At 72.6% G+C, this 15,200-nt stretch carries 15 protein-coding genes and 1 tRNA gene; 7 read left to right on the forward strand and 9 right to left on the reverse strand.

From position 1 onward, the window contains the following. Nucleotides 1–163: 163 nt before the first annotated feature. From ACQUQ1_RS07820 to ACQUQ1_RS07850, 7 genes are all read right to left on the reverse strand, one after another. Nucleotides 164–1,363, reverse strand: a complete 1,200-nt coding sequence (locus ACQUQ1_RS07820; protein ID WP_435063723.1) for an alpha-hydroxy-acid oxidizing protein — start codon at nt 1,361–1,363, stop codon at nt 164–166. A gap of 118 nt (nt 1,364–1,481) precedes the next feature. Further along, nucleotides 1,482–1,706: a DUF1328 domain-containing protein gene (locus ACQUQ1_RS07825; protein ID WP_435063724.1), complete on the reverse strand. Its 225-nt coding sequence runs from the start codon at nt 1,704–1,706 to the stop codon at nt 1,482–1,484. A gap of 154 nt (nt 1,707–1,860) precedes the next feature. Further along, a tRNA-Glu gene (locus tag ACQUQ1_RS07830) sits at nt 1,861–1,935 on the reverse strand. A 128-nt stretch (nt 1,936–2,063) separates the two neighbouring features. Next, nucleotides 2,064–3,464 (reverse strand): amidase family protein, encoded by a 1,401-nt coding sequence (locus tag ACQUQ1_RS07835; RefSeq protein WP_435063725.1) that lies wholly within the window; start codon nt 3,462–3,464, stop codon nt 2,064–2,066. A 128-nt stretch (nt 3,465–3,592) separates the two neighbouring features. Next, nucleotides 3,593–3,748 (reverse strand): DUF7563 family protein, encoded by a 156-nt coding sequence (locus ACQUQ1_RS07840; RefSeq protein WP_435063726.1) that lies wholly within the window; start codon nt 3,746–3,748, stop codon nt 3,593–3,595. Nucleotides 3,749–3,827: 79 nt separating this feature from the next. Continuing rightward, nucleotides 3,828–4,976: an amidohydrolase family protein gene (locus ACQUQ1_RS07845; RefSeq protein ID WP_435063727.1), complete on the reverse strand. Its 1,149-nt coding sequence runs from the start codon at nt 4,974–4,976 to the stop codon at nt 3,828–3,830. Between the two features lie 168 nt (nt 4,977–5,144). Continuing rightward, nucleotides 5,145–6,488, reverse strand: a complete 1,344-nt coding sequence (locus tag ACQUQ1_RS07850) for an ABC transporter substrate-binding protein (RefSeq protein WP_435063728.1) — start codon at nt 6,486–6,488, stop codon at nt 5,145–5,147. A 183-nt stretch (nt 6,489–6,671) separates the two neighbouring features. On the opposite strand from ACQUQ1_RS07850, the gene udk reads away from it, so the two are divergent. Beyond that, complete coding sequence (gene udk / locus ACQUQ1_RS07855; protein WP_435063729.1) at nt 6,672–7,379, forward strand: uridine kinase; 708 nt, start codon at nt 6,672–6,674, stop codon at nt 7,377–7,379. A gap of 15 nt (nt 7,380–7,394) precedes the next feature. Here the strand turns inward: udk and ACQUQ1_RS07860 are convergent, their stop codons facing one another. Together ACQUQ1_RS07860 and ACQUQ1_RS07865 are read right to left on the reverse strand one after the other, a co-directional pair. Beyond that, nucleotides 7,395–7,724, reverse strand: coding sequence for a DUF5785 family protein (locus ACQUQ1_RS07860; protein WP_435063730.1), 330 nt, complete (start codon nt 7,722–7,724; stop codon nt 7,395–7,397). A gap of 140 nt (nt 7,725–7,864) precedes the next feature. Continuing rightward, entirely contained in the window at nt 7,865–8,233 is a 369-nt protein-coding gene (locus ACQUQ1_RS07865) for a hypothetical protein (protein WP_435063731.1), read from the reverse strand. A gap of 220 nt (nt 8,234–8,453) precedes the next feature. Between ACQUQ1_RS07865 and ACQUQ1_RS07870 the strand changes: the two genes are divergently transcribed. The 6 genes from ACQUQ1_RS07870 (at nt 8,454) to ACQUQ1_RS07895 (ending at nt 15,168) form a co-directional block, all read left to right on the forward strand. Further along, nucleotides 8,454–9,794, forward strand: coding sequence for an MFS transporter (locus ACQUQ1_RS07870; RefSeq protein WP_435063732.1), 1,341 nt, complete (start codon nt 8,454–8,456; stop codon nt 9,792–9,794). 115 nt (nt 9,795–9,909) lie between these two features. Next, nucleotides 9,910–12,021, forward strand: coding sequence for a ribosome rescue protein RqcH (gene rqcH, locus ACQUQ1_RS07875; protein WP_435063733.1), 2,112 nt, complete (start codon nt 9,910–9,912; stop codon nt 12,019–12,021). A gap of 3 nt (nt 12,022–12,024) precedes the next feature. After that, nucleotides 12,025–12,720 carry a DUF4013 domain-containing protein gene (locus tag ACQUQ1_RS07880; RefSeq protein WP_435063734.1) on the forward strand — a complete coding sequence of 232 codons (696 nt, stop codon included), beginning with the start codon at nt 12,025–12,027 and terminating at the stop codon, nt 12,718–12,720. A gap of 25 nt (nt 12,721–12,745) precedes the next feature. After that, the gene (locus ACQUQ1_RS07885) at nt 12,746–13,441 is read left to right on the forward strand and encodes a DUF4013 domain-containing protein (RefSeq protein WP_435063735.1); all 696 of its coding nucleotides are present in this window, start codon (nt 12,746–12,748) and stop codon (nt 13,439–13,441) included. Nucleotides 13,442–13,546: 105 nt separating this feature from the next. Next, nucleotides 13,547–14,614, forward strand: a complete 1,068-nt coding sequence (locus tag ACQUQ1_RS07890; protein WP_435063736.1) for an mRNA surveillance protein pelota — start codon at nt 13,547–13,549, stop codon at nt 14,612–14,614. 2 nt (nt 14,615–14,616) lie between these two features. After that, nucleotides 14,617–15,168 (forward strand): GNAT family N-acetyltransferase, encoded by a 552-nt coding sequence (locus ACQUQ1_RS07895; RefSeq protein ID WP_435064119.1) that lies wholly within the window; start codon nt 14,617–14,619, stop codon nt 15,166–15,168. The last annotated feature ends 32 nt before the right edge of the window (nt 15,169–15,200 follow it).

A 15,200-nucleotide genomic window follows, 5' to 3' on the forward strand; every position in this document is an offset into this window, starting at 1 on the left:
CACGCCGGTGGGCTGTTTTCATATACACAGGGCGACGCAGTCGCGCGTCGCCCACGAACACCGCCCGACAGCGGCGGCGCCGGTCGCGACCCCGAAGCCGTGACCGGGCCCCGGAAGCCGCGCCCGTCCCCCGGCGGGCCTCGATAGCGGGCCCCGTCCCTCCTCACCCGCTCGCGGGCCACCGTCCGTCCGGCCCGAGCTGTCGCTCGTGGACGACCGCGTCCCGTCCGATCTCGCTCACGGACCGGCGGCCGCACAGGCCGGCGATCAGGTCGAGGCTCGCGAGGAGGTTCGCACACACCGAGCACACGCCCGCGGCGCCGCCGGCCGCGAGGCCGTACGCGTACGGGCGGCCGACCATGACCGCGTCGGCACCGAGCGCGAGCGCCCGGAAGACGTCGCTCCCGCGCCTGATCCCCGAGTCCAGCAGCACCGTCGCGTCCGACCCGACGGCGTCCACGACGGCCGGGAGCGCCTCGACCGCCGCCACCGATCCGTCGACCTGTCGGCCGCCGTGCGTCGAGACGCTCACCCCGGCCGCGCCGCGGTCGACCGCCTCGCGCGCGTCGTCGGGGTGGAGCACCCCCTTCACGACGACCGGCAGGTCGACCTCGGCGCAGACCGCCTCCACGTCGTCCCAGGTGAGCGACGGGTCGCCGAACACCTCGCTGAACCGCTCGATCGCGGCGTCGGGGTCCTCCTCGGGCGGGGCGTCGAGCAGGTCGCGGAACGCCGGGTCCGAGAAGTACGTCCCCATCCCGTGGGCGTCCTGGAACGGCGTCGCGCCGGCCGAGAGCACGCGCTCGCGCCAGCCGAGCGTCGGCGTGTCGACGGTGAGGACGACGGCGTCGAAGCCGGCGTCGGCCGCGCGGTCGAGCAGCGACGCCGTGACGCTCGGCTCGGAGGACCAATAGAGCTGGAACCACTTCGGCGTCGACCCCAGTTCCTCGGCGACCTCCTCCATCGGCGCACCGGAGACGGTCGACAGGCACATCGGCACGCCCGCCTCGCGTGCCCCGCGGGCGGTCGCGAGCTCGCCCCCGTCGTGGATCGCGTCCTGGGCGCCGATCGGCGCGAGCGCGACCGGGGGTTGCGACCGGCCGAAGAGCTCGACCGTGAGGTCGCGGTCGGCGACCCCCCGCAGCATCCGCGGGACGATCCGCCAGCGGTCGAACGCCGACCGGTTCCGCGAGACGGTGTCCTCGGAGCCGGCGCCGCCGGGGACGTACGCCCCCGCGGTCTCGTCCATCGCCTCCATCGCCGCCGCCCGCAGCTCGTCGAACCCGATCGGGACCGGCGGCTCGTCGCCGCCGACGAGTTCGGCGACCCGTTCGGGTCCGGGGTTCCCCGTGCCGTGAACCATGTGTGCACGGGTCACGGGACGGACCGATAGTAACGGTACCGCCGAGGGACGCCCCATGGGCGGGCCCGCCCGGCCGACCGGGTCGCGCCGGGGTACCCCGGCGCTCCCGCGAGCGCGGCTACAGGACCAGCGAGATGATCGCGAGCACAATGAAGATGATGACGAACCACTTCGCGATGGTCATGCTCACGCCGGCGACGCCGCGGGCGCCGAGGACGGCGGCGACGAGCGCCAGAACGAAGAACACGACGGCGTACTGGAGGAACTCCCCCGAGAAGAACTGCAGCGGGAGCGCGATGCCGGTCGCCGAGAGCACGCCTGCGGTCGCGGGAGCTGGAATCATCGGTGCGGGTGGCCGACTCCGGCCAGCCGGTTAGTTCTCACACGCGTACGGTCGGTAGGGTCGTGTGAAGTTGAGGAGGGCGACGGTACCACGCCGGCGTCCGGCGATACGCGGAGGAAAGCGGTGGCTACGGGCCGAGGGTCGTCGCGAGAAGTGCTCCGGCAGGGATTTGAACCCTGGTCATTGCCGTGAGAGGGCAATATGATTGGCCGGACTACACCACCGGAGCGCGGTGAGACGTCGTCGCGACGCATCCATGCGTAGGCCAGTGGACAGTAAAACGGTGTCGGTTCGGGGCCGCCGTGTGGGGATCTGCCGTGCCGGGTAGTCCCGCCGGTGCCCTCGCTCCCCCGACGATCAGGCGGCGTCGCGTACGGCCTCCGAGAGCGGCCCGGCCCACGCGAGCAGTCGCTCGTCGGCGCCGAACGCCCCGGCGACCTGGACGCCGACCGGGAGGCCGTGCGCCCGCCCCGCCGGGAGGGCGACGGTCGGGAGGCCGGCGTGGGTCCACGGGAGGTTCATCACGGGGTCGCCGGTGTCGTCGATCCCCTCGGGCGCGGGCCCGGGGGCGGCGGGGGCGACCCAGGCGTCGATACCGTACTCGGCGGCCGTGGCGGCGAGCGAGCGCCGGAGGGCGCCCCGACCGCGACGTCCGCGGACGAGCGTCGAGACGGGCGATTCGCGGCCCTCCTCGACGAGCGCGGCGGTCTCCTCGGCGTAGCGCTCGGGGTAGGCGTCGTACCAGTCGCCGTGGGCGAGCGCGGCCTCCGCGGCGACGAGCGCGTCGTGCCGGCGGTTCACCGCCTCGATGTCGGGAAACGCCTCGACGCGAACGAGGTCGTACCCCGCGCCCGCGAGCGCGTCGAGGGCGTCCGCGAACGCCCCGCGCCCCGCGAGCGAGGTCTGCTCAAGGTAGGGGCCGTCGGGGACACCGAGCGTCGGACGGGCGGCGTCCTCGGGCCCCGTCGCGTCGGCCGCCGCATCGGCGCAGTCGGCGTCGTCGTCGGTCCACCCGTCGAGCAGGACCGACGCCGCCAGTTCCGCGCCCGCGACGTCGCGAGTGAACAGGCCCACGTGGTCGACGGACGACGACAGCGGGATCACCCCGTCGGTCGGGATCCGGCCGCGGGTCGGCTTGAAGCCGACGACGCCGCAGAAGGCGGCCGGGCGGATCACCGACCCGACTGTCTGGGTGCCCAGCGCCAGCGGCGCCGTCCCGCTCGCGACCGCCGCGGCCGACCCGCTGGAGGAGCCGCCGGGCGTGTGATCGAGGTCGTGAGGGTTGCGCGTCGGCGGCGGCGAGAAGTAGGCGAACTCCGCCGTGTGCGTCTTGCCCGCCACGAGCGCGCCCGCCTCCCGGAGGCGCCGGACGGCCGTCGACTCCGGCCCCGCGAGGACGTCCGGCGGGAGGTCGGAACCGGCGCGCGTCGCCAGCCCGTCCACGTGAAAGATGTCCTTCACGCCCACCGGGACGCCGAACAGCGGCGGTCGGTTCCCGCCCGCTTCGTGGTCGCCGTCCGCGGCGTCGGCCGTCCCGTCGCCGTCCGCGTCGCCGCCGGCGTGTCGTCTCGCGAGCTCGGCCGCCTCCTCGCGGAGCCAGCCCCGGGGCTTGCCCCCGTCTACCCACGCGCGCACGCGTCGGTCGCGGTCGTCGATGCGGTCGCGGACGGTGTCGGCGTAGGCGGCGGGGTCGCGCTCGCCGGCGCGGAGCGCGGCGGCGAGGTCGGCGAGCGACTCCCCGGATCGGTCGATAGCCATGCCCACGGCTTGCGTGGGTCGGAAGGTAGTTCTTCGGAGGGCGGCGAGCGAACCGACGCGGGGGCGTCGACCGCGGCGATACCGGCTTCGGTCGTCGAGTCGGATCGGCGTCGTTCGGATCGGCGTCGTCAGCTCCGCTTCGAGCGGGCCTCCCGCACGTCGGCGCCGTCGCGGAGCTTGTCCTCGCAGTTGGGGCAGACCCGGACGTTCTCACGCCCGTCCGGCGCGAACACCCGCACGTACCGCTCCGTCACGAACCCACCACAGTTGGTGCACTCCGGCATCGAGCGGACCCAAACGCTTGATCAGTAAAAATCCATGCCCCGATCCGGCCCGGCGGGAACCGCCGGACGCGCCCGCGGCTCAGGCGACCCGCTCGCCGTCGGCGAACACGGCCGCCGGGTCCGCCCACGCGTCGGCGTCCTCCGCGGGGTTCCCCTCGAGGACGACCAGGTCCGCCCGGTACCCCTCGGCGACGTACCCCACGTCGTCGAGCCCGCACAGCTCCGCGGCGGTCGCCGTCGCGGCCTCCAGCGCCGCCTCCGGGCTCATGCCGAACTCCGCCATGTACGCGAGCTCGTCGGCGATGTTCCGGAAGTAGTTGAACGGCGTGCCCGCGTCGGTGCCCATCGCGACCTTCACGCCGGCGGCCTCGGCGTGGTCGAACGAGGAGGCGAACGCCTCGGCGGCGTCCTCGGCCTTCGCCATCGCCGACTCGGGGATCCCCGCGTCGGGGTTCTCGACGATGTTCTTCAGCGCCGACGCCGTGGGCACCCAGTAGGTCCCCTCGGCGGCCATCGCCTCGGCGGCCTCCCGGTCCATGAACGTCCCGTGTTCGATGCTCGTTATCCCGGCGTCGACGGCGTTGAGCAGCCCCTCCTTGCCGTGGGCGTGGGCCGCGGTCGGCACGCCCTTCGCGCTCGCGGCGTCGACGAGCGCCTCCAGCTCCTCCGGGGTGAGCTCCGGGGCGCCGGTCTGTGCGCCCTCGGTGAGGACGCCGCCGGTGGCCATGCACTTGACCACGTCGGCGCCGCGTTTGAGCTGTTCGCGCGCGGCCCGCCGGACCTCGTCGGGGCCGTCGGCCTCCCGGCCGAACCAGTGGCCGTGTCCGCCGGTCATCACCACGTTCTCGCCGGCGGCGAGCACGCGGGGCCCGACGATCCGGCCCTCCTCGACCGCCCGGCCGGCGTCGATCGCGAGCGACCCGTTCGCGCCCAGGTCGCGTACGGTCGTCACGCCGGCCTCGACGGCCTCGCGGAGGTTCGCGGCCGCGATGTAGGCGTGGTCGAACGCGCTCTCGTCCTGGGCGGTCGCCACGTCGGGGCGGCCGTCCATCATCAGGTGGACGTGCGCGTCGATCAGCCCGGGAGCGACGTACCGTCCGCTCGCGTCGGTCTCGGAGTCGCCCCGACCGACGTCGCCGACGGCGACGATCTCGCCGTCCTCGATCGCCACGTCGGCCTCCCGCGTTCCCTCGGCGTCGACGACCGTGCCGTTCCTGAGTACATGCATGCCACCGACTGTGGCCGGGGAGAGCCTAAATGCGTGGGTCGCGGCGGTCGAGGCGAGCTGCGACGGGCCGCGGGACGGAGGGGGAGGCGGTCGCCGGACGTGCCGACGACTGTGAACCGCGTGGACGCGACCGAAAAAGGCGAGACCGGACGGGCTCCGCCCGGCCGCTCAGGCCTGGAAGTCGATCGTGCTGATCGTCTCGATGTTCCCCTCGGCGTCGGTGTTGAACCGGAGGAACGCGTACGTGACGGCCGTCATGTCGCCGTTCTCGTCGAAGTTCACCGAGGAGGACGCCCCGGAGTAGTAGACGTCCTCGCCGTTCGCGACCATCCGGAGTCCCTCCGGGAGGTTCCCGGGGGTGATCTCGGTGCCGCCGTCGGTGGGGTTGGCGACCGCGCGCATCTCCTCCTTGATGACGTTGCCGTCGTTCTCGCCGGCCTTGACGTTCGCGAGCAGGCAGACGGCGGAGGCGTCGTACGCGTGGGCGTTGAACACGCCGGGGGCGCGGCCGTACTCCTCCTCGTACAGCTGGGCGAACTCCTCCTGTCCGGGACCGGTCGCCTGCGGCGTCGTCGCGTACACGTTGGACATGTCGTTGCCGACCTCGTCGGGCAGCGTGGAGTCGACGAGGCCGTCGGTCACCAGGATGTCCGTGTCGTCGCTGTAGTTGGCGTAGTAGTCTCGGAAGATCTGGATCCCGGAGGCGGGGTATCCGATGACGACCAGCATCTGCGGGGAGCCGCTCATCGCGGTCGACAGCTCCGAGGTGTAGCTGGACTTCTCCTTGGTGAAGGCGACCTGCGTCTGCACGGTGCCGGAGTGGTTCTCGGTGTAGGACTGAGCGAAGGAGTCGGCCAGCGCTTGCCCGTAGTCGTTGTTCACGTACATGACGGCGGCGCTGGAGTTGCCGAGTTCCTCGTCGGCGACCTGCGCCATCACCTGGCCCTGGAGCGCGTCGGAGGGCGCCGTCCGGAAGATCAGGTCGTTGTCGTCGAGCGTCGTCACGTTGGGCGAGGTCGAGGACGGCGAGCAGCCGACCATCCCGTTGGGGATGAACACCTCGCGGGTGACCTGCAGGTTCACGCCCGAGGACGCCGGCCCACACACCGTGGGATAGCCGGCGTTCGCGAGCGAGTTCGCCGCCTGGATGCCCGCCTGCGGGTCGGTCTGGGTGTCCTCGACGGTCTGGTCGAACTCGACGGGCATGTCGCCGGCCGCCCGGAGCTGCTTCACCGGGAGCGTGCCGCCGTCGCGGATGGGCTTGCCGAGCGACCCGAGGTCGCCCGTGATCGGCATCAGCACCGAGTGCATGACGGTCCGCATCGACCCGGAGCCGCCGTCCTCCTCGGTGGTCTCCATCCCGCCGTCGTCCGCCTCGGTTTCGGTGTCGCCGCCGTCGCCGCCACCGCCACCGCCGCCGCCTCCGTTCTGGGTGATACAGCCTGCCAATCCGACGACGCCGGCCGTTCCGGCGCCCTTCAGGACGTCGCGTCGATCGATATTGCGTGCCATGTGTGCTCCATTGCCGTAGCCGTTTATAAAGTTGACCGAACGTGTATTGTTCACACTGGACTCGTCGGTGTCCGTCCCGGGGCGACGTCCGTCCGGGGCGCTGTCAGGGGTGGCCGTCCCGGCGCACGCCTCCCTCGGCGCGGACCGACACGCCCAAGCACGAGCGCGGGGGAGGAACGGTCGATGACGTACCCCTCGTTCGTCGTCGGCATCGCCGGTGGGACCGGCGCCGGAAAGACGACGGTCTCGCGGCTCATCACCGAGCGCGTCGCCGACTCGGTGACCCGCATCCCGCTGGACAACTACTACCGCGACCTCTCGCATCTCGACCTCGAGGAGCGGGCCGAGGTGAACTACGACCACCCGGAGGCGTTCGAGTGGGAGCTGCTGCGCGATCACCTCGGGACCCTGCTGTCGGGCGGCACCGTCGAGATGCCCCAGTACGACTTCGAGATCCACAACCGCAAGGACGAGACGGTGACGGTCGAACCGACCGACGTGATCGTCGTCGAGGGGATCCTCGCGCTGTACGACGACGAAATAAACGACATGCTCGACCTGCGGCTCTACGTCGAGACGGACGCCGACGTGCGCATCCTCCGGCGCATCGAGCGCGACGTGATCGACCGCGGCCGCGACCTCGACGGCGTGATCGACCAGTACCTCTCGACGGTGAAGCCGATGCACGAGCAGTTCATCGAGCCGACGAAGAAACACGCCGACCTGATCATCCCCGAGGGGGCGAACTCGATGGCGATCAACCTCCTCGAGGAGAAGCTCCGCAACGAGGTCGAGGGCGAGGGGGTGCGCACGTGGGAGCGCGAGGAACTGGAGCGCGAACTCGGCGGCGAGCGGACCGCCGACCGCGACCCGACGCCGACCCCCGAGTGACGCCGCCGACCCGCGCTACCCGCGCGTCCGGGTGAACGCCTCGGCGCCCTCGTACGTCCAGAGGCCGTTCTCCCGCATCGCCTCCCCGACGGCCTTGTGGAAGGCGACGATGTCCTCGAACTCGGTGTCGTCGTCGATGTGCTGGAACACGTCCTCGACCGAGACGACCGTGTCCGCGTCGAGGCGGACGGGGTGGTCGCCGAACTCCTCGCGGTAGTCGCCCGCGCGAAGCGGGAAGTCCTCCTCCTCGTCGACCTTCTTGACCATCACCGCGTGCCCGTACTTGCGACGCCCCTCGCTGCCCTGCTCGCCGTCGGGGTCGTGGGGCCACTCCTGGGAACTCATTACCACGGGGTTGTGATGGGGGGCGATTAGTCGTTTCGTTCCCGTCGGTCGGCTCCCCCGCCCGGTCGGCCGCCCCGTGTCGCGCCACACGCCGTGGCCGCCGGCCCGGACGCGCGCTCGGCGGGGCGACCGCCGCCCGGTCAGTCGTCCTCGACGGCGTAGGTCGCGAGCGTCGCCTCGGGCCTGAGCGTTCCGGCGTCCAGGTCGAACACCTCGACGGCGTGCCGGTCGCACAGGCGGGGCGTCCCCGACTCCACGGGGAAGCCCCGCGTCTCGCGCCGGTCGTCGCGGCCCCCGCCCAGGTCGATGCGGTGGACGGGGAGCGCGAGGCCGCCGGGTCGCGAGCAGAACAGACACGCCCCGCTGGGGTCCGCGTACCCGTCCCGGAGGACCCGGCCGAACTGCTCGCGCTCGCAGTCGGCGCACAGTCCGGCGAGCGTCCGGCCGTCGTGTTCGCGCACGAGCGCCCGGTTGTAGCGGACGGGGGCGCGACAGTAGATACAGTGCATCGTCCCTCCGGTTCGGACCTGAGCGGATGTGTTCGCGTTCGGGAGATAACGTTTTCGCATTTCTGATACCTGTATCACATAAACCGAACGGAGCGGTCCCCTGCGCTCCGGAGCGATACCGACCGCGGGGGGACGAGTTCCGGCCGCACGACCGCGGCGGCCGACGGCCCGGCTCGCGCCGTCGGACTCCTCGGCCGGACGTGCCGACACCGACGCGTACATGACGCGCCAGCAGAGTCCTGGGAGTGTGAACCGGAACGACCGATCCATCGTCGGGCTGACCATGCTCGCACACGGCATGGTCCACACGTACGAACTGTCGGTCCCCATCTTCATCCCCATCTGGCTGGCCGAGTTCGACGTGGTCGCGCTCGGTCCCGTCGAGGTGGCGGTCACCTCCGCCACGCTCGGCCTGCTCGTCACGGTCGGGTACGGACTGTTCGGTCTCGGCGCGCTCCCGGGCGGCGTGCTCGTCGACCGCGTGGGGTCGCGTCGGCTCATCACCGCCTGCCTCGTCGGGATGGCCGCCTCCTTCCTCCTGCTCGGGGCCGCGCCCGGGCTGGTCGCGGTCACGCTCGCGATGGTGGTGTGGGGCGTCTCCGCGTCCGTCTACCACCCCGCGGGCCTGGCGCTGCTCTCCAAGGGCGTCCGGAAGCGCGGCACCGGCTTCGCCTACCACGGCATCGCGGGCAACCTCGGCATCGGCCTGGGGCCGCTGCTCACGACGATCATGCTGCTGTTCCTCGACTGGCGGACCGTCGCCGGGGTCCTCGCGGTGCCGGCGCTGCTGGCGGCGCTGTACGCCGTCCGCGCGAGCTTCGACGAGACGGCCGCCGTCGAGCCCGCGACCGACGGCGGCGACGACGCCGGCGACTCGAAGGCGTCCGCCGGGGTGGACTCCCTCGGCGAGTTCGTCGCCGAGTCGCGCCTGCTGTTCACCGGGAGCTTCGCGCTCGTCTTCCTCGTGGTGATGATGTCGGGGCTGTACTACCGGGGCGTCCTCACGTTCATGCCGGAGCTGCTCGCGGACTTCCCGGGGTTCGACCCGGTCCCGCTGACGGCGCTGCTGCCCGCGGGGGTCGCCGACGCGGTCGGCGCCGGCGGGGCCGACGGGCGGACGCTGTCGCCGGCGAACTACGTCTACTCGGGCCTGCTGATGATCGGCGTCGTCGGCCAGTACGTCGGCGGGAAGCTCACCGACCGGATCCCCGTCGAGCGCGGCATCGCGATGGCGTTCGGGGTGCTGGGCGTGCTCGCGCTGCTGTTCCTGCCGGTCGCGAGCCTCGGGTTCCTGCCGTTCGTCGCCTTCGGCGCCGTGCTCGGCGTCTCGCTGTTCGTCGTCCAGCCGTTCTACCAGGCGACCGTCGCCGAGTACACGCCCGCCGGCACGCGCGGGCTCTCCTACGGGTACACCTACCTCGGCGTGTTCGGCGTGGGCGCGCTCGGCGGCGCCGTCGCCGGCACGGTCCTCACGTTCGCGAACCCGCCGACGCTGTTCGCCGTGCTCGCGGCCTTCGGCTTCGTCGCGTCGGCGACGGGCGTGGTGCTGGCCCGGAAGTAGGGCCGGCCGCCGCGGCCGGCGGCGCGGGGTCGGACTCGGCCGGGACGGGGCCCGCCGGCGCGGCCCGGATCCCGCAACGCCCAAACACCCGCCGCAAGTACCCACACGCAACCAGATGGACCCGAAAACCGAGATGACGAGCGTCGACCTCGCCGCCCTCGTCGGGGAGCTCTCCCGCTACGAGGGCGCGAAGGTGGACAAGGTCTACCTCTACGGCGACGACCTCGTCCGCTTCAAGCTCCGCGACTACGACCGCGGCCGGGTCGAGCTCCTCGTCGAGACGGGCGACGTGAAGCGGTGTCACGTCGCCGACCCCGCGCACGTCCCCGACGCGCCCGGCCGCCCCCCGGAGTTCGCCAAGACGCTCCGATCGCGGCTGGCGGGCGGCGAACTCGCGGCCGTCGAGCAGTACGAGTTCGACCGCATCCTCTCGTTCGACTTCGAGCGCCCCGACGGGAACACCCGCGTCGTCGCCGAGCTGTTCGGCGAGGGCAACGTCGCCGTCCTCGACGAGACGGGGGAGGTCCAGCGCAGCCTGGAGACCGTCCGCCTGAAGTCGCGGACGGTCGCCCCGGGGAGCCAGTACGAGTACCCCCAGTCGCGGATCAACCCCTTCGACGTCGACTTCGAGGCGTTCGCCGCCCGGATGGAGGACTCCGACACGGACGTGGTGCGGACGCTCGCGACCCAGCTGAACATGGGGGGGCTGTACGCCGAGGAGTTCTGCACCCGCGCGGGCGTCGAGAAGGCGCTCGACATCGCCGACGCCGGCGAGGCGGAGTACCGCGCCGTCTACGACGCCATCGGGCGGATGGGCGAGCGGCTCCGCTCGGGCGACCTCGACCCGCGCGTGTATCTGGAGGACGGCGCGGTCGTCGACGTGACCCCCCTGCCGCTGGAGGAGCGCGCGGGGCTGGAGTCGGAGGCGTTCGACGACTTCAACGCCGCGCTGGACGAGTACTTCCGCCGGCTCGACCTCACCGAGGACGAGGAGGCGGACGACTCGCCGGACTTCGAGGCGGAGATCGCCAAGAAGCAGCGGATCATCGACCAGCAGGAGGGCGCCATCGAGGACTTCGAGGAGCGGGCCGAGGCCGAGCGCGAGAAGGCCGAGGCCGTCTACGCCCACTACGACCTCGTCGCCGACGTGCTCTCGACGATCCAGCGCGCCCGCGAGGAGGGCCGGAGCTGGGAGGAGATCGACGAGACGTTCCTCGAGGGCGCCGACCGAGGCATCCCCGAGGCCGAGGCGGTCCGCGGCGTCGACGGCTCGGAGGCGACCGTCGACGTCGACCTCGACGGGACGGTCGTCACGCTCGACGCCACGACCGGCCCCGAGAAGAACGCCGACCGCCTCTACAAGGAGGCCAAGCGCATCGAGGGGAAGAAGGAGGGCGCCCTGGAGGCCATCGAGAACACCCGCGAGGAGCTGGAGGCGGTCAGGGAGCGCAAGGCCGAGTGGGAGGCGGCCGACGGCGACCCGGCCGAGGAGGAGGAGGAGCCGGAGGACGGCGAGGGTGCGGACGCCGAGGACGTCGACTGGCTCTCGCGGCCCTCCGTCCCCGTGCGACAGCACGACCACTGGTACGACCGCTTCCGTTGGTTCGAGACCAGCGACGGCTTCCTCGTCATCGGCGGGCGCAACGCCGACCAGAACGAGGAGCTGGTGAAGAACTACATGGAGGGCGACGACCTGTTCTGTCACGCGCAGGCCCACGGCGGCCCGGTCACGCTGATCAAGGCGACCGACCCCTCGGAGGCCGCCCGCGACGTGACGATCCCGGAGTCGTCGCGCGAGGAGGCGGCGCGGTTCGCCGTCTCCTACTCGTCGGTCTGGAAGGACGGCCGCGGCGCCGGCGACGCGTACGTGGTCACCCCGGACCAGGTGTCGAAGACGCCGGAGTCGGGCGAGTACATAGAGAAGGGCGGGTTCGTCATCCGCGGCGAGCGCGACTACTACCGGGACGTGCCGGCCGAGGTCGCCGTCGGCGTGCAGACGGAGCCGGAGACCCGGGTGATCGGGGGGCCGCCGAGCGCCATCGAGCCGCGGGCGGAGACGACGGTCCGGCTCACGCCCGGACAGTTCGCGCAGAACGACGCCGCGATGAAGTGCTACCGGATCCTGAAGGACCGCTTCGCGGACCAGTCGTTCGTGCGCAAGGTCGCCTCCGCCGACCGGATCCAGGAGTTCCTCCCGCCGGGCGAGAGCGACGTCCACGGGGACTGACCCGTGATCCGGGAGGCGCTCCGGTTCCCCCTGGGCGACCCGGACGACCGGGGCGCGGCCGCCGAGGCGCTCGCCGTCGGCGGGGGGTTGCACCTGCTCTCGGCGTTCGTCCCGGTGCTCCCGCTGGTGCCCGTCGTCGGCTACCTGGTGCGCGTGCTCGGTGCCGCCGGCGACGCCGACGACCCGTCCCGGCTCCCCTCGTTCCGCTCGGCCGGGAGCCTCCTGCGGGACGGACTCGTCGGGAGCCTCCTCGCCGTCGGGTTCCTGCTCGTCCCCGTCGTCGTCCTCGCCGTCACCTTCGGCGGGGCCGTCTCGGGGGGCGCCGGCGGCGCCGGGATCGACCCGACGACGCCGCTCGGCTACGGCGTGACGCTCGTGGGCGGGACCGTCACGCTCCTGCTCGCGGTCGCGGTCGTGTACCCGCTGCCGGCGGTGCTCGCGGCGTACGCCCGGGCGGACCCCGAGGCCGGGACGCTCGCGCGGGTCCGGGCGGCGCTGTCGCCGGGCCGCCTCCGGCGCGTCGTCTCCACGGGACGATACTTCTACGCGTGGACCGTCGGCGCCGTCCTCGTCCTGTTCGGCCTCGCGCTCGCGGGGGCGGGATCGCGACCGGCGCGGCTCGTCGGCTTCTTCGGGCTGTTCTACCTGGAGGTCGCGGCGGCGGCCGCCTGGAGCCGCGGGGTCGGTGGAAACCGTTAACTCCCGGGCTCCTGACCGGTCGGGTATGTTAGAGGACGCGCTCCGGTACCCGCTGAACAGCGACGACCGGCTGGCGACGCTCGTGATCGGCGGACTGTTGCTCGTGTTCAGTTTCCTGATCCTCCCGGCCTTCGTCCTGCAGGGATACCTCCTCCGGGTGCTCCGCTCGGCGGCCGGGGGCGACGAGGCGGCCCCCTCGTTCACGGACTGGGGGGAGCTGCTGGTCAACGGGCTGAAGCTGATCGTGGTCCTGTTCGTCTACGGGATCGTCGCCGCGGTGCCGTTCCTGCTGGCGGTGTTCGTCGCCGGGCTCGGGGGGCTGACCGGCAGCGACGCCGGCCTCGCGGCGTTCGGGCTCGTCGGGCTCCTGCTGTTCCTCCTGGCGACGCTCGTCGCGGTCGCGGTCGGGTACGTCCTCCCGGCCGGGCTGACGAACTTCGCGCTGGAGGGGAACCTCGGGGCGGCGTTCGACCTGTCGGCGATCCGCGAGGCCGCGCTCTCAGCGAAGTACCTCGTCGGCGTCCTGCTCGGCGTCGTCGTCGGGGTCGTCATCCAGACCGTCGCGTCGCCGTTCGCGGCGGTGCTGATCGGCATCCCGGCGCTGTTCTACGGGCAGGTCGTCACCTACTACTGCTTCGGCCGCGGGTTCGCCGAGGCGACCGGGACGTACGGGGCCACGGCCGCGTCGGAGCCGGAGGCGACGCCGACGGACACGCTGTAGGCCGGGTTCGACGGCCGCCGGCGACGACGGCGCGTTCCTCCCCGCGCCGCCGCCCTCCCCGCCCGTCTCGGAGGGCCTTTGTACGCGCCCGACGCAGGTCCGGCCATGCGAATCGACTCGCGGGGCCGCGGCGAGGAGGGCCGCGACCGGATGACGGTCGTCCCCGAGACGACCGACGACCTGTGGCACCTCTCGCACGTCCTCGAACCCGGGGATCTGGTCGAGGCGGACACGACCCGGCGGGTCACCCGCGACGACGACCAGCTCCGGGACACGGGCGGCGAGCGCGAGCACATGCACGTCACCATCGAGGTGGAGGACGTGGAGTTCGCCCGCTTCGCCAACCGCCTGCGCGTCGGCGGCGTCATCGTCGGCTGCTCGCGCGAGGACGAGATCGGCCACCACCACACGATCAACGTCGAGGAGCGGTCGGACCTCACCATCGAGAAGCGCTTCCAGCCCGACCAGGTCGAGCGTCTGGAGGAGGCCGAGGAGGCGACGGACGCCCCGGACGTCGCCATCGCGACCGTCGAGGAGGGGGCGGCCTTCGTCCACACCGTCCAGCAGTACGGCACCGAGGAGTACGCCAGTTTCACGAAGCCCACCGGGAAGGGCGACTACGCCCGCCCCCGCGAGGAACTGTTCGAGGAGCTCGGGTCGGCGCTGTCGCACCTCGACCCGGAGGCGGTGATCCTCGCGGGACCGGGGTTCACCAAGAACGACGCCCGGGAGTACGTCGCCGAGAACTACCGCGACCTCGCCGACCGGATCACGGTGGTCGACACCTCCGCCGCCGGCGACCGCGGCGTCCACGAGGTGCTCAAGCGCGGCGCCGTCGCCGACGTCCAGCGCGAGACGCGCATCGCCCGCGAGGCGGAGCTGATCGACGAGCTGACGGAGCGCATCGCCGACGGCGCGAAGGCGACCTACGGCGTCGAGGAGACGATGGAGGCCGCCGAGTTCGGCGCCGTCGAGACGCTCCTCATCGTCGACGAGCGCCTCCGGGCCGAGCGCCAGGGGGAGGGCGACTGGGACGTCGACGTGAACGACCTCGTGGGGACCGTCGAGCAGAAGGGGGGCGACGTGGTCGTCTTCTCGGCGGAGTTCGCGCCCGGCCAACAGCTCCGGAACCTGGGCGGCGTCGCAGCGCTCCTGCGGTACCGGCTCCAGTGACCATGTCGGGAGGCGACGCCGACCGGGACGGGGACGACGTGAACGCCGCCGGCGACGGCGACGACGGGACCGCGACGCTCGTCGCCGACGAGGACGACTGGGAGGCCGCGGTCGCCCTCCGGATGGCCGTGTTCGTCGACGAGCAGGGCGTGCCCGAGCCCCTGGAACTCGACGAGCACGACGAGGCGCCGCTGGAGTCGACGGTCGACCACCTGCTCGTGCGCGACGCGGCGGGCGAGGCGGTCGCGGTGGCACGGCTCCGCGCCGTCGACGCCGCGGCGTACGGGAGCGAGGAGGCGGCGCACGACGACGGCCGGGTCGCCAAGGTCGAGCGCGTCGCCGTCGCCCGCGACCGCCGGGGCGAGGGGTGGGGGGCGCGCGCGATGCGGGCGGCCGAGGACCGCGCCCGCGAGCGCGACCTCCCGGCGGTCGTGTTGCACGCGCAGACGCGGGCGGCCGGCTTCTACGAGCGCCTCGGGTACGCCGTCGACGACGAGGTCGGGGCGTTCGAGGAGGACGGCATCGAGCACGTCCGGATGCGAAAACGGCTCTGAGTCGGCGGCGTCGGTCGTCGCTCGACCGGCCT

Source organism: Halobaculum sp. EA56, from assembly GCF_051195075.1.
In the GTDB taxonomy this organism is placed as follows: Archaea; Halobacteriota; Halobacteria; order Halobacteriales; family Haloferacaceae; genus Halobaculum.